We start from the raw sequence: 19,035 nt of genomic DNA, 5'->3' as shown, positions 1-19,035 counted from the left end.
CTAGCCTAAAACTATGACGACAGCACGAGAGACCGCCGAGAGCATTCGGGCGGCCCGGCGGCCCGAGGATCTGTTCGGTGCTGCCGCAACGGATTCCGCGGCCCGGCAGGACGCCCGGCGGCGCTACCACCGGCTGGCGGGGATCGTGCATCCCGATCGGGTGGAGGCCGTCGACGCCGGGATCGCGGTGGCCGCGTTCGCCCGGCTGGCCGAGCTGTACCGGCAGTGGCTGGAACTGGACGAGCCCGCCTTCGAGGTGACCGGCGCGCACGGGACGTACCCGGTGGGTGCGCTGCACGCGTCGGGCTCGGTAGCGGACGTGTATCGCAGCGGCTCGGACCGGGTCGTGAAGATCCCGCGCCGGGCGGCGGCCAACCGATTGCTGTCCGGGGAACGAAATGCCCTGCGCGACATCGCGATCGTGGCCGCGGAGCACGAATGGCTGGAGCCCTACTTCCCGGAGCTGATCGACACGGTCGACCACCTGGACTCCGCGACCGGCGAGCAGCGCACCGTGAACGTGCTCGGCGCGCTCACCGGGGAGTTCGTGACACTCGAGGAGGTCCGGGCCGCCTACCCCGGTGGCCTGGATCCGCGCGACTACGCCTGGATGCATCGCCGGCTGCTGCGCTGCCTGGCCGGTGCACAGCTGGCGGGGTGGGTGCACACCGCCATCAGCCCGGCCAATGTGCTGGTGCATCCGCGCCTGCACGGAATCGTGCTGGCGGGCTGGTCTTTCGCGACCCGGCCCGGGAATACGGCAGCGGCCACGCTGAAGTCGCTCGACTATCCACCGGAGATCCGGGACGCGGTCTCCCCCGCCACCGATGTCCACCTCGCGCATCGCCTGATGCTCACCATGCTCGGCGACCGCGCGCCCGCGGCCCTGCGGTCCTACGCCACGGGGTGCCTGCAATCCGATCCACGGCTGCGGCCCGACGCCGCGGACCTGCTCGGGGAATTCGACGATCTGCTCGACCGGCTCTACGGGAAGCGCCGCTTCCGGCCCTTCGAGCTCACGAAAGGTAAGTGATAGCAATGGGTTACGGACGCTGGGACGACAGTGCCTACGATGCGGCGCGGACCTTCCGCGCGGCGAAGGGGCTCGACGATTTCGGCTACACCGCGGATATGCGGTCGGTGCCGTGGGATCAGTGGAAGGCGCACCCCACCATGGACCCGTTCGGGGTGGACAAGCGGGAGTCGCGGGACTCCGACGACCACGGCAACTCACTGCCCATCGCGGTGCTGTTCGACGTCACCGGATCCATGGGCAGGGTGCCCCGGATCATGCAGGAGAAGCTGGCCAAACTGCACGGGCTGTTGCAGCGCAAGGGTTATGCGGACGATCCGCAGATCCTGTTCGGGGCCATCGGCGACGCCGACAGCGACCGGGTGCCGCTGCAGGTCGGGCAGTTCGAATCCGACAACCGGATGGACGAGCAGCTGCGTCTCATCCTGCTGGAGGGCGGCGGTGGCGGGCAGAAGTCCGAAAGCTACGAGCTGGCAGCGTATTTCATCGCCCGGCACACCGCCACCGACGCGTGGGACAAGCGGGGCCGCAAGGGCTACCTCTTCATCGTCGGCGACGAGCTGAACAAGAAGCGGCTGGCCGCTCGCCACCTTCGCACCGTCATCGGCGACGACGTCGACCGCGACATCTCGGTCGAGTCGATCTACCGCGAGCTGGCCGACCGCTGGCACGTGCACTACATCCTGCCCAATCAGTCCAGCTACTACCGGGATCCGGAGATCGCCGAGCACTGGCAGGGGCTGCTGGGTGAGCGGTTCCTGCGGCTCGACGATCCGGCCGCGGTGTGCGAGCTCATCGCCCTGACCATCGGCATCGCCGAGGACCGCATCGATCTCGGGGCGGGGCTGGCCGATCTGCGCGATATCGGATCGACCAGCGAGGCCGACGCGGTGGGCAAGGCCCTCGCACCGCTGGGCGGCGCCCGGCGCGGACGCAGCGTCGGGGCGCTGCCGGCCGCCACCGGGACCGACGACGTGGATCTCTGACCGGATCCGATAGACGAAGGGACACAACATGTTCGGCGACAGTCACCTGATCGTGGTGGACCTGGGCTTCGGCGATGCCGGCAAGGGCGCCACCGTGGACTGGCTGTGCTCATCGCAGGCCGGGCTCGACGTGGCCGCGGTGGTGCGGTTCAACGGCGGGGCGCAGGCCGCCCACAATGTGATCGCCGACGGCCGCCACCACACCTTCCACCAGTTCGGGTCCGGCACCCTGTCGCGGGTGCCGACCCTGCTGTCGCGGCACATGCTGGTGGAACCGCTGGCCCTGGCCGCCGAGGCGCGCGAACTCGCCGCGCTCGGCGTCGCCGATCCGCTGTCCCTGCTCTACGTGGACGAGCGGGCCCTGCTCACCACGCCGATCCACGGAGCCGCCAACCGTTGCCGGGAGGATACGAGGGGTACCGCCCGGCACGGTTCGTGCGGCATCGGCATCGGCGAGACGGCGAGCTACGCGCTCGGCCACGACGCGCCCCGGGTCGCCGACTGCCGGCGACCGGAGGTGTTGCGGCGCAAACTGATCGCGCTCGAAGAACACTACGGGCCGCAGCTCGCGGGCGGACGGCATCGCTACGACCCGATCGACGATCTGGTCGCGGCGTACACCGCCTTCGCCCGGGCCGTGGCCATCCTGCCGGCCGAGCAACTCGCCGCGTTCGCGCGTCAGGGCCGGCTCGTGTTCGAAGGCGCGCAGGGGGTGCTGCTCGACGAGTGGCGCGGCACCCACCCGTACACCACCTGGTCGACCGTCGAACCCCGGCACGCGCGCGCCATGCTGGCGCGCCTCGGCGCGCCCGGCCACGTGCTCGGCGTGACCCGCGCGTACATGACCAGGCACGGGGCCGGACCCTTCCCGACCGAGGACCCGGCGCTCGCGATTGCGGAGCCGCACAATGGAACCGGCGAATACCAGGGCGCGTTCCGGCGCGGGCACCTCGATCCCCTGCTGCTCCGCTACGCCGTCGAAGCCTGCGGCGGCATCGACGGCGTGGTCGTCAACCACCTCGACGCCCTCGGCGACATCCGCACCGCCACCGGCTATCTCACCCCCGACGGCTGCGTCGACCGGCTGGCGTGCGGAGTCTGGCAGGACCTCGGCCACCAGCGGCGGCTCACCGATCTCCTCGACGCCGCCACCCCGGCCCTGGCCGACCTGCCCGCCGACGTGCCCGGCTACCTGGAGGCCGAACTCGGCGCGCCCGTGGTGCTCACCGCATGCGGTCCGGACCGAGCCGATCGCACGCTCCGGATCGCGGCTCAGGCATGATGGTGCATTTGTGGAGCAACAATCCGCAGTGTCGATCGACGTGATCACGCTGCGCTACGGACCCGACGACCCCACCGCCGCCCTCGGCATCGCGCCCCGGCGGTGGGAACCCTTCGCCGGTGAACTCGCGCTGCCGGGTGTGCTGCTCGGCCTCGGCGAACGCCTGGCCGAGGCCGCCCACCGCGCGGTCCACACCAAACTCGGGGTACCGGCCGACGCCATCCTCGCCGTCGGGCAGGTCGCCACCTTCGATGAGCCGCACCGCGATCCACGCGGGCCGACACTGTCCATCGCCATGTGGGCCGTGGTCGGCCCGCACGGGACCGACAGCGCGACCTGGGTCCCGTTCGACGCCGTCCCGCATCTGGCCTTCGACCACAACCAGATCGTCACCGCCGCCCGCGCCCGGCTGGCCGAGATGCTCTGGAAAGACCTGACATTCACCCGCGCCCTGACCGGCGACCAGTTCACCGCCACCAGAGCCGTCGACCTCACCACCGCCCTGCACGGCGCGAAACCGGACCCCGGCAACCTCAACCGGACCCTAGCCGCCCTCCCCGGGCTCTCCCGCACCGGCGAACGGGTTCGTGTGAAGGCCACCGGCCGCCCCGCTGCCGTCTGGTCCTTCACCTAGCCCACGGGCCCGGCCCGGACGCCTCGGCCTGCGGCAGCACCGCTCGGCTCGCGAACCGGGCCGCACCCCATCGAAATTCGTGGCAGGCACAAACGGCCCGGCGCACTGTTGCCGTTCAGGGAATCAGCACCAGGCGGCCGCGCAGGCCGCCTGCGGCGAGCCGGTGGTGGGCGTCGGCGACCTGGTCGAGGGGCAGGGTGCCGGCGACGCGCGGGGTCAGGCGGCCCGCGTCCACCAGGGCGGCCAGCTCGGCCAGCCGGGGACCGTCGGCGCGAATCCAAGTGTTGGCGACGCGGATTCCGCGCAGACCCACCGGTTCCGCGCCACCCACCACGGCCGCGAACACACCCCCGGAGCGGACCGCGTCGAGAGCCTCGGCGCCCAGGGACGCCGCGTCCACCGCGCCGTCGGCACCGCCCGGGATCAGGGCGCGCACCGCCTCGCCCAAGCGTGCGCCGCGCGGGACGAAGAACTCCGCGCCGAGTTTGCGGACCAGGTCCTCGTCCGGCGTCGCGGCGGTCGCCACCACCCGAAGGCCCTGGGCCACAGCCAGTTCCACCGCGAAGCCGCCGACCGCACCGGCGGCGCCGGTGATCAGCACGGTCTGCCCGGCGGTGAGTGCGAGCGCGTCCAGGGACTGCACGGCGGTCAGGGCATTCAGCGGTACCGTCGCAGCCTCGACCGCGGAAGCACGCCGCGGGGCGAGCGCGACGGCCGCGGCGTCCAGGACGACGAAATCCGCCTGCGCGCCCAGTGGCACGTCCAGGCGGTCCGACAGGCCGTACACCTGGTCACCGAGCGCGAAATCCTGGACGCCGGAACCGATCTCGTCGATCGTGCCGGCCACGTCCCAGCCGAGGCCGATCACGTCGCGCGGCACCATCAGGCCCGCCTGTGCCAGACCGCCCGAGCGGGTGTGCAGGTCCACCGGATTCACCCCGGCGGCGGTCACCCGAATCCGCACCTGCCGCGGACCCGGCGACGGCACCGGCACGTCGGCCTGCTCCAGCACCTCGGGGCCTCCGAACGAACGAATCACCACGGCACGCATGCGAAATCTCCTCTGCTGAACGGTTTTCCACCCAGCAGCAAACGTACGGAGTGTTACTCTCCGTCGGGAAGTACGCACCTCGGAGTGCGTACCGTACGCGAGGGAGAGCCATGGCGACCAGGACCGCGGCCCAGCGGCGCACCGAAGCCCGCCGCGCCTACGACGCCTACGTCCAGGAATGCCCCACCCGGCACCTGCTCGACCGCATCAGCGACAAATGGGTGAGCCTGCTGCTCACCGCGCTCGCCGGCGGACCCCGCCGCTACAGCGACCTGTCCCGCATCGTCGCGGGCGTCAGCCAGAAGATGCTCACCCAGACCCTGCGCACCATGGAACGCGACGGTCTGGTCAGCCGCGCGGTGACCGCTTCGGTGCCGGTCCGGGTCGACTACGAACTCACCGAACTCGGACGCAGCCTGCTCCCGGTCATGCAGGCGATCAAGAGCTGGGCCGAGACCCACATCGAGGACGTCCTCGCCGCCCGCGAACGCTACGACAGCAACCCGAACTGACCTGGACCGTTACCACTCAGGCACATCGGTCACCCCGCAGGCAGATCCCTCGCAGCTCCGGCATATCCGTCGCGACCCGGGCATATCCGTCGCAACTCGGGCAGATCGGTTGCGGCTCAGGCACATCCACTTCGACTCGGGCGAATTCGCTGCGGCTCTGGCGGATTCGTTGCGACTCGGGCGAATCCCCAATCAGGCAGGTCCGTAGTCTCAGGCAGATCCGTCGAGGACCGACTGAACCAGCTGCCGGACGGCTTCGAGAAGCCGGTCCTTCTGGCCGTTGCGGACCAGGTAGGGCACCAGGTCACCACCCAGGGGCGCGAGCAGCAGTCCGCCGACCACGTCGGCGTCGAGATCGGGGCGGACCTCGCGGAGCAGGGCGCTGATGTGGGTGGCCCAGAAGGTGTGAAGTTCCTCGGCACGCGGATGCGGAGGGTTTGCCCGATAGGCGACCGAGATCTCGATGTCGTCAGCGATCAGACGGGTCATGGCCTCGAAGTAGGCCAGTAGGCGCTCCCCGGCCGGAGCGCCCGGACCGAGCGGCGGCGGACCCGACCGCACGGCCTCCATGAGTTCGAACGCGCCCTCGGCGATCAGTTCGTGCAGCAGGCCGGCGCGGCTGCCGAAGCGGTGGAAGAGCGTGCCCTTGGCCACTCCGGCCGCTGCCGCGATCCGCTCCATCGTGGCAGCTTCGGCCCCCTCCTCGGCGAACAGCTTCCGCGCTGCCGCCAGGATTGCCTGCCGGTTGCGCGCTGCGTCGGCGCGTTCCTTGGGCCGGTCCATATCACCACTTTCATTTGACAACTTGACCGACGGTCAATATCTTCGCAGGCACATCTTGACCGTCAGTCAACTTATGAGAGGTTTCCAATGCAAGCAATCCTATTGACCGGTACCGGCGCACCCGACGTCCTGGTGGCGAGCGAGGTGCCCGCGCCGCGCCCGCAGGCCGGGGAGATCCTGGTGCACACCGAGGCGATTCCGGTGCTGTTCCCGGAGACCATGCTGCGGTCGGGCGCGTTCCCGCTGCCGGTGGAATTCCCGATCGTCTTCGGCACCCAGGCCGCGGGCGTCATCGCCGAGGTCGGCGCGGGCGTGGACCCGGCGCTGATCGGGCAGCGAGCAGTGGTGAGCAGCAACAGTTTCGGCACCTATGCCGAGCAGGTCTGCGTTCCGGTGGAGACGGCGACCGCGATTCCGGACGGCCTGGGCACCGTCGAGGCGGCGGCCGTCACCATGAGCGGGTCGGTCGCGATCCCGCTGCTGGAGACCGCGCGACTCACCGGCACCGAGACCGTCCTGATCGAGGCTGCCGCGACCGGCGTCGGCGCCTATCTCACCCAGCTGGCCAAGGAGTACGGCGCCGCGCGGGTGATCGCCACCGCGGGCGGGGCCGAAAAGGCCGCGCAGGCACGCGAATTCGGCGCGGACATCGTCGTCGACCATCACAGTCCCGGCTGGACCGAGCAACTGCGCGAGATGCTCGGCGGCACAACGCTGGACGTCGTGTTCGACTCGATCGGCGGCGAATCCGCCCTGGCCCTGCTGGATCTCATGACGCCGCTGCGCGGCCGCATGCTCAGCTACGGCTTCCTGTCCGGCGCGCCCGCACAGGTCGGCGCCATGGACCTGATCATGCGCGGCCTCACCCTGATCGGCTGCTCCGGACCGGACTGGCTGGCGGGGGTCGCCGCTGCGCGCGCCGCGGCACTGAATCGCGCCGCGACGGGATCGCTGGCCCCGCTCGTCGACCGCGTGCTACCGCTCGACCAGGCCGCCCACGCCCATCAGCTGCTGGCCGACCGGGCGGCCAAGGGCACGATCGTGCTGCGTCCCGCCGGGGCGTGACGAAAGTCCGGATCAGCCGGTGATTTCCCACTCGTAGACGGTGAGTTCCGAAGCGCCCGTAGTGTGAATCGGGTCGGTCTGGATCAGTTCCTGTGCGGCAGCCAGGTTTTCGGCGGTGATCACGTACGCGCCGCCGCTGCCATCGGTGAATTTGCCGGTTTCCACCAGCTGTCCGCGCTCGCGGACGGCCGTCAGCCAGTCCTTGTGCGGGACGATGACGGAGTCGTCGAAGCGCGGGGTGCGCATGGCCATCACGAGATACTTGCGCACCCTGCGCTTCTCCTTCGAACTACTTCTCGTCGTCGGCGACGACGGTGGCGCGGGTCGCGGCCGCGGCGGCCCGCACCTGCGGGGCCACCTGGACCACCTGCCCGAGCACACCATTGATGAACGACGGCGAATCGTCGGTGGACAGCTCCTTGGCCAGCTCCACCGCCTCGTCGACCGCCACCACCGGCGGAACGTCGTTGGCGTGGAACAACTCCCACACCGCTACCCGCAGGATGGCGCGGTCCACGGCGGGCAGCCGTCCCAGCGTCCAGTCCTGCAGGTACGACTCGATGGTGCCGTCCACCCGGTCCAGATCATCCGCGACGCCTTCGACCAGGACCCGGGTGTAGGGGTTCACCGGCGCCACCGACTCCTCATGCACCGCCAGCGAGACACGCTCGGACAGCAGATCCGCGGGATCGATATCGCGGGCCTCCGCCTCGAAGAGCAGATCCACCGCCCGCCGGCGCGCCTTGTGCCGTGCGCCGAGCTTCTTGAACGACTTCTTGTCCGATTGATCGGCCACGAAAGACATTATCCGTCGCGTCAGTTGTTGACGCGGCTGATGTAGCTGCCGTCCCGGGTGTCGATGCGCAGCTTGTCACCCTGGTTGATGAACAGCGGCACCTGCACCTCGGCGCCGGTCTCCACGGTGGCGGGCTTGGTGCCGGCCGAGGAGCGGTCGCCCTGCAGGCCCGGCTCGGTGTGGGTGACGATCACGTCGATGGCGACCGGGAGCTCGACGAACAGCGCCTCGCCCTCGTGCATGGCGATCTGCACGGCCATGTTCTCCAGCAGGAAGCCCGCGTTGCGGCCCAGCAGCTGCTCGCTCAGGTGGATCTGGTCGTAGGTGTCGCCGTCCATGAAGATGTAGTCCTGACCATCGTGGTACAGGTACGTCATGTCGCGACGGTCGACGGTCGCGGTCTCCACCTTGACGCCGGCGTTGAAGGTCTTGTCGACGACCTTGCCCGAGACCACGTTCTTCAGCTTGGTGCGCACGAAGGCGGGACCCTTACCCGGCTTCACATGCTGGAACTCGACGATCTGCTGCAGCTGATTGTCGATCTTCAGCACGAGGCCGTTCTTGAAGTCGCTGGTGTCCGCCACTGTCCTCGGATCTCCTACTAGTCGGTCGAACCGCGCGTCAGTCGACGACGGTCAGGTCTTTGCTGGTGCGGGTGAGCAGCTCCGGGCCCCCCTGGCGAACCACGAGTGTGTCCTCGATCCGGACACCACCGCGGCCGGGGAAGTACACACCTGGCTCGACGGTCACCGCCACGCCATCCAGCAGTGTACCCGTGCCGGTTTTGGCTATTCCGGGCGCTTCGTGAATCTGCAGGCCCACACCGTGCCCGAGGCCGTGCACGAACAGCTCACCGTGCCCGGCGGCCTCGATCACCGCGCGCGACGCCGCGTCCACCGCCTTGGTCGAGACGCCCGGGGTCAGGGCCTCGCGGCCGGCCTGCTGCGCCCGCTGGACCAGGTCGTAGACCTCGCGCTGCCAGTCCGTCGGCGCACCCAGCACGAAGGTGCGGGTCATGTCGGAGTGGTAGCCGCCGACCACCGCACCGAAGTCGAGCTTCACGAAATCACCGGTGGCCAGCATCGACCCGGTCGGGCGATGATGCGGGACAGCCGAATTCGCGCCCGCGGCCACGATGGTCTCGAAGGCGACCGCCTCCGCGCCGTGCTCGAACATGAGCCACTCCAGCTCCCGGGCCACCTCCCGCTCGGTGCGTCCGGGACGCAGGCCGCCGCGTTCGAGCAGGGTGGCCAGGGCCGCGTCGGCGGCGTCGCAGGCCGCGCGCAGCTGCTCGACCTCGAAGTCGTCCTTCACCATGCGCAACTGCTCGACCAGCCCCGAGATCGCGACCAGGTCCAGGCCGGTGCCCAGTGCGGACAGGCCGCGATGCTGTTCGACGGTGACCACGTGGCTCTCGAAACCGACCCGGCCGGTCTGCCACTCCCCCGCGATCTCCATGACGCGGCGGGCACTGGCCCGGTTGATCTCGGCGCGCAGATCGGGCACCTGCACGCCGACCTGGGTGAGGTAGCGGCCGTCGGTGCAGATGAGGGTGCGGTCCTCGCTGGAATCCCAGGCGTACACCAGCAGCGCGGCGTTGGACCCGGTGAAACCGGTCAGGTACCGGATATTGATCAGGTCCGTGACCAGCAGGGCATCGACGCGGTTCTCCACCAGCAGATTGCGCAGGCTGGCCCTGCGCAGCGCGTAGTCGGGACGCCGGACCGGATCGTGATCAGCAGACATGCGTCAAAGTTACCGCCGACACGCCGCAACACCGACACGCAACACGTGAATGACCTGGTAGTGGAACCCAGGCTGTTCACATCGCAAGCGGTTCTCCACATTTCGCGATCACGCCCCCCACACCGGCCGCCGCCGCGCGATCCTCGATCCATGTCTCCGTTGCCGGTCCTGCTGCTGACCCTGTGGTGCGTCGCCCTGAGCGTCTGTGATCTGCGCAGCCGGCGGCTACCGAACGTCCTCACCCTGCCCGGCGCCGCGCTCGTGATCGGCTACGGATTCGCCACGGGCAGGCCGGCACTCGCGGTCTCCGGCGCCCTGCTGCTGGCCGTTCCCTACCTGTTCGTCCATCTCTGCTGCCCGCGTGCCCTCGGCGCGGGCGACGTCAAACTCGCCTTCGGTCTAGGGGCGGCGACAGCCCTCTGCGGCGCCCAGACCTGGTCCTGGGCAGCATTGGCCGCGCCCATGCTCACCGCCGCCGCGGGCCTGGGCGGCATGCTCGGGCATCGACTGCCGATCCCGGGCGCGGGCGGCCGGGCGGGCGTCGCCGGGACGCTCGCGCACGGGCCCGCGATGTGTGCCGCGAGCATGGTGGCGGTGGTGGCCGTGCGCTGACATCGGGCTATGCACGGGCCGTGTGTTCGAGCACCCCTGTTGTCATGGAAAGATGTCACTCGTGTTGCGCTGGATAACTGCCGGAGAATCCCATGGTCCTGCTCTCGTCACCATCCTCGAGGGGATGGTGGCCGGTGTCGAGGTGACCTCCGCCGAGATCGGCGCGCAGCTGGCCCGGCGACGGCTCGGGTACGGGCGCGGCGCGCGGATGAAGTTCGAGGCCGACGTGGTCACCATGGTCGGCGGCGTGCGCCACGGCCGCACCATGGGCGGCCCGGTCGCCATCGAGGTGGCGAACTCGGAGTGGCCCAAGTGGACCCAGGTCATGTCCGCCGATCCGGTGGACGAGGCCGAGCTCGCGGACCTCGCCCGCAACGCCCCCCTCACCCGTCCCCGTCCGGGCCACGCCGACTACTCGGGCATGCTCAAGTACGGCTTCGACGACGCCCGCAACGTCCTGGAGCGGGCCAGCGCCCGCGAGACCGCGGCGCGGGTCGCGGCGGGCACCGTGGCCAAGAACTTCCTGCGCCAGGCGCTGGGCGTCGAGGTGATCTCGCACGTGGTGTCCATCGGCGCCGCCGCGAACACCACCGGCGTCGTCCCGACCGCCGCGGATCTGGACGCCATCGACGAGTCGCCGGTGCGCGCGTTCGACAAGGACGCCGAGGCGGCCATGATCGCCGAGATCGAGGCGGCCAAGAAGGACGGCGACACCCTGGGCGGTGTGGTCGAGGTCGTGATCGAGGGCCTGCCGGTGGGCCTGGGCTCGTTCACCTCCGGTGAGGCGCGCCTGGATTCGCGACTGGCGGCCGCGCTCATGGGCATTCAGGCCATCAAGGGCGTCGAGGTGGGCGACGGTTTCGAGACCGCCCGCCGCCGCGGCAGCCAGGCCCACGACGAGATGCGGCCGGGCCCCGACGGCGTGCTGCGCTCCACCAACCGCGCGGGCGGCCTGGAGGGCGGCATGACCAATGGCGAGGCGCTGCGCGTGCGCGCGGCCATGAAGCCGATCTCGACCGTGCCGCGGGCGCTGTCGACGGTCGACATGTCCTCGGGCGAGGAAGCCGTCGCCATCCACCAGCGCTCGGATGTGTGCGCGGTGCCCGCGGCCGGTGTGGTCGCCGAGGCGATGGTGGCGCTGGTCGTGGCGCAGGCCGTGCTCGACAAGTTCGGCGGCGACTCGCTGCCCGAGACCGTCGACAACATCCACGCCTACCTGAAGCGGATCAACGCCCGCCCGCACATCCCGGGCCACGCCGGGCAGTGACCGCTGACGACAGCGCGGTGTCCGGCGAGCACGAACCCACCGCGGCGGCCGGTGAAACCGACCGGCCCGCAATCAGTCTGGTGCTGGTCGGTCCGCCGGGCGCGGGCAAGTCCACCATCGGGCGCAAGCTGGCCCGGGAACTCGGCGTGGACCTCTACGACACCGACGCCGGGATCGAGGAGCGCGCCGGGCGCACGATTCCGGAGATCTTCGCCGAGGACGGCGAGCCGGAGTTCCGCCGTATGGAGGAGGAGGTCGTCCGCGACGCCGTCCTCGCCGGGCACGGCGTGGTCTCCCTCGGCGGCGGCTCGGTGCTCTCGGCCGCGACCCGCGCCCTGCTGCACGACCGTACCGTCGTCTACCTGGAAATCAGTGTGGGCGAAGGGCTGCGCCGCACCGGTGCCAGCACCAACCGCCCGCTGCTCAACGGCGACGACCCCGCCAAGAAGTACCGCGAGCTGATGAAGATCCGCCGCCCCCTCTACCGCGAGGTGGCGACCGTGCGAGTGCGCACCGACGGCCGCAGCCCCGGCCGCGTCGTCCGCATGATCCTGGCCAAGCTGGGGCTGGAACCGATTGCGCGCCCGGAGGATTCGGGCACCGAGACCGCCACCGTCGAACCCGGCGTCAGCTCCCGCTCGCGCGCCCGCCGCAAACGCCGCCGCGGCGGCCGCGGCAGCGGCGAGAACAGGCCGGGCGGCGGCACGAATACGACTGCCGCCGAAGCCGATTCGTCCCCGGCCGCCGAGGCGCGCAACGGCCAGGGCTCCTCTGCCTCGTCCGCCGACGCGGCCGAGGCCGCCGGGGGCGCGAAACGCTCTCGGCGCAACCGGCGTTCACGCCGCCGCGGCGGCCGCACCACCGCGGCCGCTCCACTCCCGCCGAATGCGGAGACCACCGTCGGCGAGGCGGTCGCGCCGCCCGCCGCCGTGCCAGGGAACACGTCCCCCGACCGGTCCAGCGCGCCGGCGGTGGCCGACGCTGCGGGTGGTGGATCCGGAGCCGTGGGTGCGCGTACCGGCGGACGCCGTCGCCGCGCCTCCCGCATCGCCGGTGCGCCCGCGAGTTCCGCTGCCGGTGGCCAGAATTCGCCCCGCACCGCCGCTCCGGCCGGAGCGGCCGACGCGGCCGCCCCGAATACACCGGCCGCACCGTCGGATGCGGCCCGCGTACCCGGCGTCGTCGCCGCGCCCGGCAGCGGACGCTCGCGTCGTGCCCGGGCCCGGCGGGCCCGGGCACGCGCCCGCGAGCAGGAGCACCCGCCGGCCGACGGCCCGGTTTCCGGTGCCACTTCCCCTGCGGTGGAGGGAGGTTCGTGATCCTGAGCGCACCATCGCGCGCCGCCACGGGCACGCGCCGCCGATCCGATCGACAACTTCCCCGCACCACGGGGTCACGCTATTCCCCGCCGATGGGCGGGACCATTCACGGAGGAGTCCTATGAGCGAGCCGACTCGCATCGAGGTCCGCACGGCCGACCCGTACCCGGTGATCATCGGCCGGGGGCTGCTGGGCGACCTGGTCGACCAGGTGACCGGCCGGTCCGGCGTGCGGACCGTGGCGATCTTCTACCAGCCGCCGCTGGCCGAGACCGCCGAGGTGGTGCGGAAGGCCCTCGCCGACAAGGGCATCGACGCGCACCGGGTGGAGATCCCCGACGCCGAGGCCGGTAAGGACCTGCAGGTCGCGGGCTTCTGCTGGGAGGTGCTCGGCCGCGTCGGGCTGACCCGCAAGGACGTGATCGTGAGCCTGGGCGGCGGCGCGGCCACCGACCTGGCCGGTTTCGTGGCCGCCACCTGGATGCGCGGCGTGGATATCGTGCACGTGCCGACCACGCTGCTGGCCATGGTGGACGCCGCGGTGGGCGGCAAGACCGGCATCAATACCGAGGCGGGCAAGAACCTGGTCGGCAGTTTCCACGAGCCGGCCGCCGTCATGGTGGACCTGGCCACGCTGGAGACGGTCCCGCGCAACGAGATCGTGGCGGGCATGGCCGAGATCATCAAGGCCGGTTTCATCGCCGACCCGGTGATCCTGGAGCTGGTGGAACGCGACCCGCAGGCCGCCCTGGACCCGACCGGCGACGTGCTGCCCGAACTCATCCGCCGCGCCATCCAGGTCAAGGCCGATGTGGTGGCCGCCGACCTCAAGGAATCGAATCTGCGCGAGATCCTCAACTACGGCCACACCCTCGGCCACGCCATCGAGCGCCGGGAGCGGTACCGCTGGCGGCACGGCGCGGCCGTCTCGGTGGGCCTGGTCTTCGCGGCCGAACTGGGCCGCCTCGCAGGCCGTCTCGACGACGCCACCGCCGAGCGGCACCGCACCATCCTGGACAGCATCGGCCTGCCCACCACCTACGACGCCGATGCGCTGCCGCAGCTGATGGACGCCATGCAGACCGACAAGAAGACCCGTTCGGGCGTGCTGCGTTTCGTGGTGCTCGACGGCCTGGCCAAGCCGGGTCGGCTGGAGGGCCCGGATCCGAGCCTGCTGGCCGCGGCCTACTCGGCCATCGCCCGCGAGGACGGCCCGACCGGCGGCGCGATTCTGCTGTAGGGCACAACGGCTTTCATCTCAGCGCCCGTCGCCGGACTCCGGCGGCGGGCGCTGCCGTCGGTGCCCCCGGATAGGAAAAACCCCGCGCCACCCGATCGGTGGCGCGGGGTCGAGCGCGGACGGGAGCCTCAGACGCCGGCGGGCTGCGGGTCGGGTGCGGTGCCGGCGGGGGTGCCGGACCGCTTCTTGCCGTCCCGGCCGGCCAGCCAGCGGCCGAGGGCGACGCCGAGCACGCCCGGGATGAAGATCAGCAGCACGATGAAGGACGCGGCCGAGGTGATGTTGAAGACCAGACCCTGATGACCCAGGTCGAAGCCCGGAACGAAGTCGAGGATCCAGGCGGCCAGGCCGGAGCCCAGGCCACCGGCGAGCGCGGCCTCGAGCCAGCGCATGGTCAGATCGGTGCCGCGCTCGGGATCGGCATTGGCGCGCCGATCGGCGCGGCCGTCCAGCACGCCCCACGCGACCACCGAGCCGACCAGCACGATCAGGCACAGGATCCGCATCCAGGCGCCCGTGGTCGGCCAGTACCTCATGCCGAAACCGAGCAGGGCCTCCAGCACAACGGTCAGCGCCCCCAAGCCCACGGCGCGCAACACCCACGCATTCATGACGATCACCTTAACCTGCGCGGCCGCCCGGCCGAACCGAATGAATTGAAACTTGTTCCAGAACCATAGCCGGAGCGGGGCCGCGGGACACACCCGGGCCCGGCACGCTGCTACAAAGACAGCGTGAGCATCGAAGCCGTCGCCCTGCTTCAGGATCCGATCCGCAAGCGGCTCTACGACTATGTCGCGGCCGCCGGCCACGACGTGAGCCGGGACGAAGCGGCCGCGGCCGTCGAGATCAAACGGCCGCTGGCCGCCTTCCATCTCGACAAGCTCACCGAGGCGGGACTGCTGGACGCGGTGTTCCGCCGCCCGGAAGGCCGCACCGGGCCCGGTTCGGGCCGGCCTGCCAAGTTCTATCGCCGCGCCGACGCGGAGTTCGCGATCACGCTGCCGGCCCGCGACTATCGCACGGCCGCAACGATTCTCGCCGAGGTGGTCGAGCACGAGGGCTTCGAGGACGCCATCGCGAAGGCCGCCGCCGCGCACGGGCCGGCCCTCGCGGGCCGCGACCTGTTCGAGGCGCTGGGTGAGCGCGGCTACGAGCCCTATCTCGACGGCGACGCGATCCGCCTGCGCAACTGTCCCTTTCACCGCCTCGCCGTGGACTTCCCGCCGCTGGTCTGCGGCATGAATCTGGCGTTGCTGGCGGGTCCGGCGGCGGAGGCCGGCTGGACCGCGCGGATGGCTCCGGCGCCGGGCCGATGCTGCGTAAGTTTCTCTAAAACCAATGTCGACTAGTTATAGTCGAGGAATGCACCTCGCACAGCTGAACATCGGGCGCATGGTCGCCCCCGAAGGCGATCCCCGGGTCGCCGAATTCTTCTCGGCCCTCGACGAGATCAATGCCGTCGCCGAATCCTCCCCCGGCTTCGTCTGGCGCATGGTGGACGGCGAATCCAACAACGCCACCTCCCTGCGCCCGTACCACGGTGAGCCGGACATGCTGGTGAACATGAGCGTGTGGGAATCGCGGGAAGCGTTGTTCGACTACGTCTATCGCAGCGGCCACATGGACTACGTGCGCCGCCGCCGGGAATGGTTCACCCCGCTGCGCGAGGTCTTCACGGTGCTGTGGTGGGTGCCGGAGGGCATGCTGCCCACGCTCGCCGACGCCATGGCGCGACTGGACCACCTGCGTGAGAACGGGCCGACGCCTTACGCTTTCACCTTCCGGCAGGCCTTCGAACCGGAAACGGCCGCGGAAATATCCGCGGCCGTCCTCGATTAGCGGGTCATACCCGCGGGCACACGATCAGTCCCGCAGTGCCGCAGCCATTTCGGCGCGCGGCGCGGGCTTGCCGGTGAACTGCTCCACCTGCCCGTAGGCCTGGTTGAGCAGCATCTCCAGGCCGCTGACCACGGTATTGCCCACGCGGGCAACCGCTTCCGCGAGCGGCGTGGGCCACGGGTTGTAGATGGCGTCGAGCACCACCGGGGCCGCCGCCACCGAATCCGCCACGGCCGCGGCCGCCGCGGCGGGCACGGTGCTGACGACGGCGTCCACGTCGGAACAGACGAACAGCAGGCCCTCGGGGTCGAAATCGAGCACCTCGGCCGACATGCCCAGCTGCTCGGCCAGTTCCAGGGTCCCGGCGGCGCGGCCGCGATCGCGGGCCACGATGGTGACGGTGTGCGCGCCCAGGTCGGACAGCGCCAGCAGGGCCGGGCGGGCGGTGCCGCCCGCGCCCAGCACGACGGCGCGGGAGATCTCCTGCACGCCGGCGCCTTCCAGCGCGCCGCGCACACCGTCCACGTCGGTGCAGTCCGCACGCCAGCCGGAATCGGTGCGCACCAGGGTGTTCGCCGAGCCGACCAGGACCGCGCGCTCGGTGCGCTCGTCGGCGTAGCCGAGCGCGGCGACCTTGCCCGGCATCGTCACCGACAGCCCGACCCATTCCGGTCCGAGACCGTCCACCAGGCCGGGCAGCTGCTCGGCGGTGCACTCGATGCGCTCGTAGCTCCAGTCCAGGCCCAGCGCCCGGTAGGCCGCCAGATGCAGTTGCGGCGACCGGGAATGCGAGATCGGGCTGCCGAGCACGGCGGCCTTCCGGCTAGCGTCCACTGTCGAGAATTCCACTCTGCCTGGCCTTTTCGATATTGCGCAGGTGCTCCTGATAGCTGTCGGTGAACAACGTGGTGCCCTGCTTGTCGACGGTCACGAAGTACAGCCACGGGCCGGGCGCCGGATTCTCCATGGCGCGCATGGCATCCAGCGACGGCGCGGAGATCGGCGTGGCGGGCAGACCGGCCATGGCGTAGGTGTTCCACGGGGTCTTGTGCGCACGGTCGGAGTCGGTGGTGGCGACCTCGGTCTTGTCGAGGGTGTAGTTGACGGTCGAGTCGAACTGCAGCGGCTGCTGGGCGGCGAGCCGGTTCACGATGACCCGCGCCACCTTCGACATGTCCTGCGGCAGCGCCTCCCGCTCCACCAGCGACGCCGCGATCAGCGTGTCGTAGGGGCTCAGGCCGTTCGCCGCGCCGGACTGCGCCACCCCGGTGGCGTCATAGCTCGCCGCGCTCGCGCTCACCAGCTGCTTGAGGATGTCCAGCGCGTTGGCGCTGGGGTCGAAATCCCAGGTGCCACCGGCGATCAGGCCCTCGAGCTGGCGGGAACGGTCCGGCACCGACCGCACCCGGTCCAGCGCCCACGCCGGCACGCCCAGCGCGGCCGGATCGGCGGTGGCCCCGGCCTGGTCGAGCTGCTCGTAGGTGACGCACTTGGCGGCCGTGCCGGTGCCGACGCAGCTGGCCTCGGCGATCTTGCGGTAGATGCCGTCCTTGCGCGCGCCGGTGGTGACGTCGCTGGAGTCGTGCAGCTGACGGCCCTCGGAGATGACCACATTGCCGACCCGGGCGTCCTTGCTGAACAGCGCGGTCACCGCTTCGGAGCCCTTGCTGTGGCCCGCAATGGCGTAGTAGCCGGGCTGGATGGAGTTCATGTTCGTATTGCGCACGGCCGCTTCGTAGAACGCGCCGCTGCTGGCCACCACGCCCTTGTCGGCCATGGTCTGCGCGATCTGTGTGGCGGTGTCACCCGGCTTGATCTGGATGACGACCAGCGGGCCCTGCGGGCCCGAGAAGTCGGGGGGCGGGCTCAGCTTGCCGACGAACTTCCAGCCCGCGAATCCGACTGCGCCGACGAACAATACGGCGAACACACCCGCGATGACGAACAGATTGCGGCGGCGCCGCTTGCGCTCGGCCGCCTTCCGCGACGCCATCCGGGATCGCTTGGGGCGCTGGCTGCCCCGCGACCCCGCGCGCGACTGCGATCGGGTGGCCCGGCGGCCCGGCTCGGCGCGCTGGCCACGGTCGCCGCGGCGGCCGCGCTCGGAGCGCTGGGGCGCGCTGCGACGCGGGGGTTCCGGCTCGTGCTGGGGCTCCTCGTCGTAGTCCTCGCCCTGGTAGTGCTCGTCGTCGTAACGCTCATCCTCGTAGCGGGGAATGACGGTGGTGTCGTCTTCGTAATCGTCCGCCTCGGACCAATCCAGATCGTCGCGGCGGTAACGCCGTTCGGCGTTCTGGCGGTAGCGTTCCTCGGCCCGCGTCCAGCGGTCGGTCATGCGTCATCACCGCGCGGCTTCAAAAGGGCACTCCGTTCGTCCAACCATCCTTGCAGGATCGACACGGCGGCGGCCTGATCGATGACCTGCCGCTGCCCGCGTGCGCGAACTCCACTGTCTCGCAACGCACGTGCAGCAGACACCGTAGTCAAACGTTCGTCGGAAAGTCGCACCGGCACCGGCGCGATCAGGGTCCGCAAACGCCCCGCGAAGGTGGCCGCCAGCTTAGCCGACGCGCCGCTCTCCCCGCGCAATGTGCGCGGCAGGCCGACGATCACCTCGACGGCCTCGTACTCCCGCACAATGTCGGCAATTCTGGATAGATCGGAGGCGAGGGTTCCGGGCGCGACCTTCTTCGCGCGCGGCACCGTCTCGACCGGGGTGGCCAGCAACCCGTCCGGATCGCTGGAGGCGACACCGATGCGCACCGACCCCACGTCGATGCCGATACGCCGGCCGCGGCCCGGGTCCCGTTCCGGGGAGGGCCGCTCCGACGCGAAGCCCCGCCCGCCGGCCGAGACCCCGGAAGCCT

21 protein-coding genes and 1 pseudogene are annotated in these 19,035 nt (G+C 70.7%); 12 read left to right on the top strand and 10 right to left on the bottom strand.

Annotation, left to right across the window (positions count from 1 at the left end):
* Nucleotides 1-13 precede the first annotated feature (13 nt).
* Genes ACFXIV_RS03035 through ACFXIV_RS03020 form a run of 4 tightly spaced genes read left to right on the top strand, consistent with a single transcriptional unit; the run spans nt 14 to nt 3,935 of the window.
* Entirely contained in the window at nt 14-1,033 is a 1,020-nt protein-coding gene (locus ACFXIV_RS03035; protein ID WP_379400484.1) for a hypothetical protein, read from the top strand.
* A 5-nt stretch (nt 1,034-1,038) separates the two neighbouring features.
* Nucleotides 1,039-2,019 carry a hypothetical protein gene (locus tag ACFXIV_RS03030; protein ID WP_379400485.1) on the top strand — a complete coding sequence of 327 codons (981 nt, stop codon included), beginning with the start codon at nt 1,039-1,041 and terminating at the stop codon, nt 2,017-2,019.
* A gap of 28 nt (nt 2,020-2,047) precedes the next feature.
* Nucleotides 2,048-3,301 carry an adenylosuccinate synthetase gene (locus ACFXIV_RS03025; protein ID WP_379400486.1) on the top strand — a complete coding sequence of 418 codons (1,254 nt, stop codon included), beginning with the start codon at nt 2,048-2,050 and terminating at the stop codon, nt 3,299-3,301.
* A 28-nt stretch (nt 3,302-3,329) separates the two neighbouring features.
* Complete coding sequence (locus ACFXIV_RS03020; RefSeq protein ID WP_379400487.1) at nt 3,330-3,935, top strand: NUDIX domain-containing protein; 606 nt, start codon at nt 3,330-3,332, stop codon at nt 3,933-3,935.
* A 115-nt stretch (nt 3,936-4,050) separates the two neighbouring features.
* Here the strand turns inward: ACFXIV_RS03020 and ACFXIV_RS03015 are convergent, their stop codons facing one another.
* Nucleotides 4,051-4,986, bottom strand: coding sequence for an NADP-dependent oxidoreductase (locus ACFXIV_RS03015; RefSeq protein ID WP_379400488.1), 936 nt, complete (start codon nt 4,984-4,986; stop codon nt 4,051-4,053).
* A gap of 110 nt (nt 4,987-5,096) precedes the next feature.
* Between ACFXIV_RS03015 and ACFXIV_RS03010 the strand changes: the two genes are divergently transcribed.
* On the top strand, nt 5,097-5,498 hold the full coding sequence (locus ACFXIV_RS03010; protein WP_379400489.1) for a winged helix-turn-helix transcriptional regulator: 402 nt from the start codon (nt 5,097-5,099) through the stop codon (nt 5,496-5,498).
* Between the two features lie 210 nt (nt 5,499-5,708).
* Here the strand turns inward: ACFXIV_RS03010 and ACFXIV_RS03005 are convergent, their stop codons facing one another.
* Nucleotides 5,709-6,281 (bottom strand): TetR/AcrR family transcriptional regulator, encoded by a 573-nt coding sequence (locus ACFXIV_RS03005; RefSeq protein ID WP_379400490.1) that lies wholly within the window; start codon nt 6,279-6,281, stop codon nt 5,709-5,711.
* An 87-nt stretch (nt 6,282-6,368) separates the two neighbouring features.
* On the opposite strand from ACFXIV_RS03005, the gene ACFXIV_RS03000 reads away from it, so the two are divergent.
* Complete coding sequence (locus ACFXIV_RS03000; protein WP_379400491.1) at nt 6,369-7,346, top strand: zinc-binding alcohol dehydrogenase family protein; 978 nt, start codon at nt 6,369-6,371, stop codon at nt 7,344-7,346.
* Between the two features lie 12 nt (nt 7,347-7,358).
* On the opposite strand, the gene ACFXIV_RS02995 is transcribed toward ACFXIV_RS03000, so the two are convergent.
* From ACFXIV_RS02995 to ACFXIV_RS02980, 4 genes are read right to left on the bottom strand one after another with little or no spacing between them, the layout of a single operon-like run.
* Complete coding sequence (locus tag ACFXIV_RS02995; protein ID WP_379387050.1) at nt 7,359-7,616, bottom strand: YciI family protein; 258 nt, start codon at nt 7,614-7,616, stop codon at nt 7,359-7,361.
* 19 nt (nt 7,617-7,635) lie between these two features.
* A complete protein-coding gene (gene nusB, locus ACFXIV_RS02990) occupies nt 7,636-8,142 on the bottom strand; it encodes a transcription antitermination factor NusB (RefSeq protein WP_379400492.1) in 507 nt (168 codons plus the stop codon).
* Between the two features lie 20 nt (nt 8,143-8,162).
* Nucleotides 8,163-8,726, bottom strand: coding sequence for an elongation factor P (gene efp / locus ACFXIV_RS02985; protein ID WP_354837343.1), 564 nt, complete (start codon nt 8,724-8,726; stop codon nt 8,163-8,165).
* Nucleotides 8,727-8,763: 37 nt separating this feature from the next.
* Nucleotides 8,764-9,888: a M24 family metallopeptidase gene (locus ACFXIV_RS02980; protein WP_379400493.1), complete on the bottom strand. Its 1,125-nt coding sequence runs from the start codon at nt 9,886-9,888 to the stop codon at nt 8,764-8,766.
* A gap of 150 nt (nt 9,889-10,038) precedes the next feature.
* Here ACFXIV_RS02980 and ACFXIV_RS02975 point away from each other — a divergent pair, with 150 nt between their 5' ends.
* The 4 genes and pseudogenes from ACFXIV_RS02975 (at nt 10,039) to aroB (ending at nt 14,326) form a co-directional block, all read left to right on the top strand.
* On the top strand, nt 10,039-10,500 hold the full coding sequence (locus tag ACFXIV_RS02975; RefSeq protein WP_379400494.1) for a prepilin peptidase: 462 nt from the start codon (nt 10,039-10,041) through the stop codon (nt 10,498-10,500).
* A gap of 61 nt (nt 10,501-10,561) precedes the next feature.
* On the top strand, nt 10,562-11,767 hold the full coding sequence (gene aroC, locus ACFXIV_RS02970) for a chorismate synthase (protein ID WP_379387245.1): 1,206 nt from the start codon (nt 10,562-10,564) through the stop codon (nt 11,765-11,767).
* 71 nt (nt 11,768-11,838) lie between these two features.
* A pseudogene (locus ACFXIV_RS02965) lies at nt 11,839-12,330 on the top strand (shikimate kinase); the annotation flags it as partial.
* Between the two features lie 877 nt (nt 12,331-13,207).
* The gene (gene aroB / locus ACFXIV_RS02960; protein ID WP_379394984.1) at nt 13,208-14,326 is read left to right on the top strand and encodes a 3-dehydroquinate synthase; all 1,119 of its coding nucleotides are present in this window, start codon (nt 13,208-13,210) and stop codon (nt 14,324-14,326) included.
* Nucleotides 14,327-14,454: 128 nt separating this feature from the next.
* Here aroB and ACFXIV_RS02955 read toward each other — a convergent pair whose 3' ends face one another.
* Nucleotides 14,455-14,937 carry a B-4DMT family transporter gene (locus ACFXIV_RS02955; protein ID WP_379394986.1) on the bottom strand — a complete coding sequence of 161 codons (483 nt, stop codon included), beginning with the start codon at nt 14,935-14,937 and terminating at the stop codon, nt 14,455-14,457.
* A 123-nt stretch (nt 14,938-15,060) separates the two neighbouring features.
* Here ACFXIV_RS02955 and ACFXIV_RS02950 point away from each other — a divergent pair, with 123 nt between their 5' ends.
* Nucleotides 15,061-15,678 (top strand): helix-turn-helix transcriptional regulator, encoded by a 618-nt coding sequence (locus tag ACFXIV_RS02950; protein WP_379394988.1) that lies wholly within the window; start codon nt 15,061-15,063, stop codon nt 15,676-15,678.
* 13 nt (nt 15,679-15,691) lie between these two features.
* Nucleotides 15,692-16,168 (top strand): DUF3291 domain-containing protein, encoded by a 477-nt coding sequence (locus ACFXIV_RS02945; protein WP_379394990.1) that lies wholly within the window; start codon nt 15,692-15,694, stop codon nt 16,166-16,168.
* 24 nt (nt 16,169-16,192) lie between these two features.
* On the opposite strand, the gene ACFXIV_RS02940 is transcribed toward ACFXIV_RS02945, so the two are convergent.
* Genes ACFXIV_RS02940 through ruvX form a run of 3 tightly spaced genes read right to left on the bottom strand, consistent with a single transcriptional unit; the run spans nt 16,193 to nt 18,952 of the window.
* Nucleotides 16,193-17,002: a shikimate dehydrogenase gene (locus ACFXIV_RS02940; RefSeq protein ID WP_379394992.1), complete on the bottom strand. Its 810-nt coding sequence runs from the start codon at nt 17,000-17,002 to the stop codon at nt 16,193-16,195.
* Nucleotides 16,992-18,503 (bottom strand): endolytic transglycosylase MltG, encoded by a 1,512-nt coding sequence (mltG, locus tag ACFXIV_RS02935; protein ID WP_379394994.1) that lies wholly within the window; start codon nt 18,501-18,503, stop codon nt 16,992-16,994. Before mltG ends, ACFXIV_RS02940 begins: the two co-directional genes overlap by 11 nt.
* Nucleotides 18,500-18,952: a Holliday junction resolvase RuvX gene (gene ruvX / locus ACFXIV_RS02930; RefSeq protein WP_357008253.1), complete on the bottom strand. Its 453-nt coding sequence runs from the start codon at nt 18,950-18,952 to the stop codon at nt 18,500-18,502. The genes mltG and ruvX overlap by 4 nt, the downstream gene beginning before the upstream one ends.
* Nucleotides 18,953-19,035 lie beyond the last annotated feature (83 nt).

It is taken from the genome of Nocardia sp. NPDC059236, assembly GCF_042754085.1.
GTDB lineage: Bacteria > Actinomycetota > Actinomycetes > Mycobacteriales > Mycobacteriaceae > Nocardia.
The sequence above is the reverse complement of the archived record's forward strand: the minus strand, read 5'-3'. Positions and strand labels throughout refer to the sequence as shown.

Coding starts and splice junctions, on each gene's coding strand:
- ACFXIV_RS03010 (WP_379400489.1), top strand. CDS start 5,097: ATGGCGACCAGGACCGCGGCCCAGCGGCGCACCGAAGCCCGCCGCGCC.
- mltG (WP_379394994.1), bottom strand. CDS start 18,503: ATGACCGACCGCTGGACGCGGGCCGAGGAACGCTACCGCCAGAACGCC.
- ACFXIV_RS02980 (WP_379400493.1), bottom strand. CDS start 9,888: ATGTCTGCTGATCACGATCCGGTCCGGCGTCCCGACTACGCGCTGCGC.
- ACFXIV_RS03000 (WP_379400491.1), top strand. CDS start 6,369: ATGCAAGCAATCCTATTGACCGGTACCGGCGCACCCGACGTCCTGGTG.
- ACFXIV_RS03035 (WP_379400484.1), top strand. CDS start 14: ATGACGACAGCACGAGAGACCGCCGAGAGCATTCGGGCGGCCCGGCGG.
- aroB (WP_379394984.1), top strand. CDS start 13,208: ATGAGCGAGCCGACTCGCATCGAGGTCCGCACGGCCGACCCGTACCCG.
- ACFXIV_RS03030 (WP_379400485.1), top strand. CDS start 1,039: ATGGGTTACGGACGCTGGGACGACAGTGCCTACGATGCGGCGCGGACC.
- ACFXIV_RS02945 (WP_379394990.1), top strand. CDS start 15,692: ATGCACCTCGCACAGCTGAACATCGGGCGCATGGTCGCCCCCGAAGGC.
- ACFXIV_RS02975 (WP_379400494.1), top strand. CDS start 10,039: ATGTCTCCGTTGCCGGTCCTGCTGCTGACCCTGTGGTGCGTCGCCCTG.
- ACFXIV_RS03015 (WP_379400488.1), bottom strand. CDS start 4,986: ATGCGTGCCGTGGTGATTCGTTCGTTCGGAGGCCCCGAGGTGCTGGAG.
- ACFXIV_RS03005 (WP_379400490.1), bottom strand. CDS start 6,281: ATGGACCGGCCCAAGGAACGCGCCGACGCAGCGCGCAACCGGCAGGCA.
- ACFXIV_RS02955 (WP_379394986.1), bottom strand. CDS start 14,937: ATGAATGCGTGGGTGTTGCGCGCCGTGGGCTTGGGGGCGCTGACCGTT.
- ACFXIV_RS03025 (WP_379400486.1), top strand. CDS start 2,048: ATGTTCGGCGACAGTCACCTGATCGTGGTGGACCTGGGCTTCGGCGAT.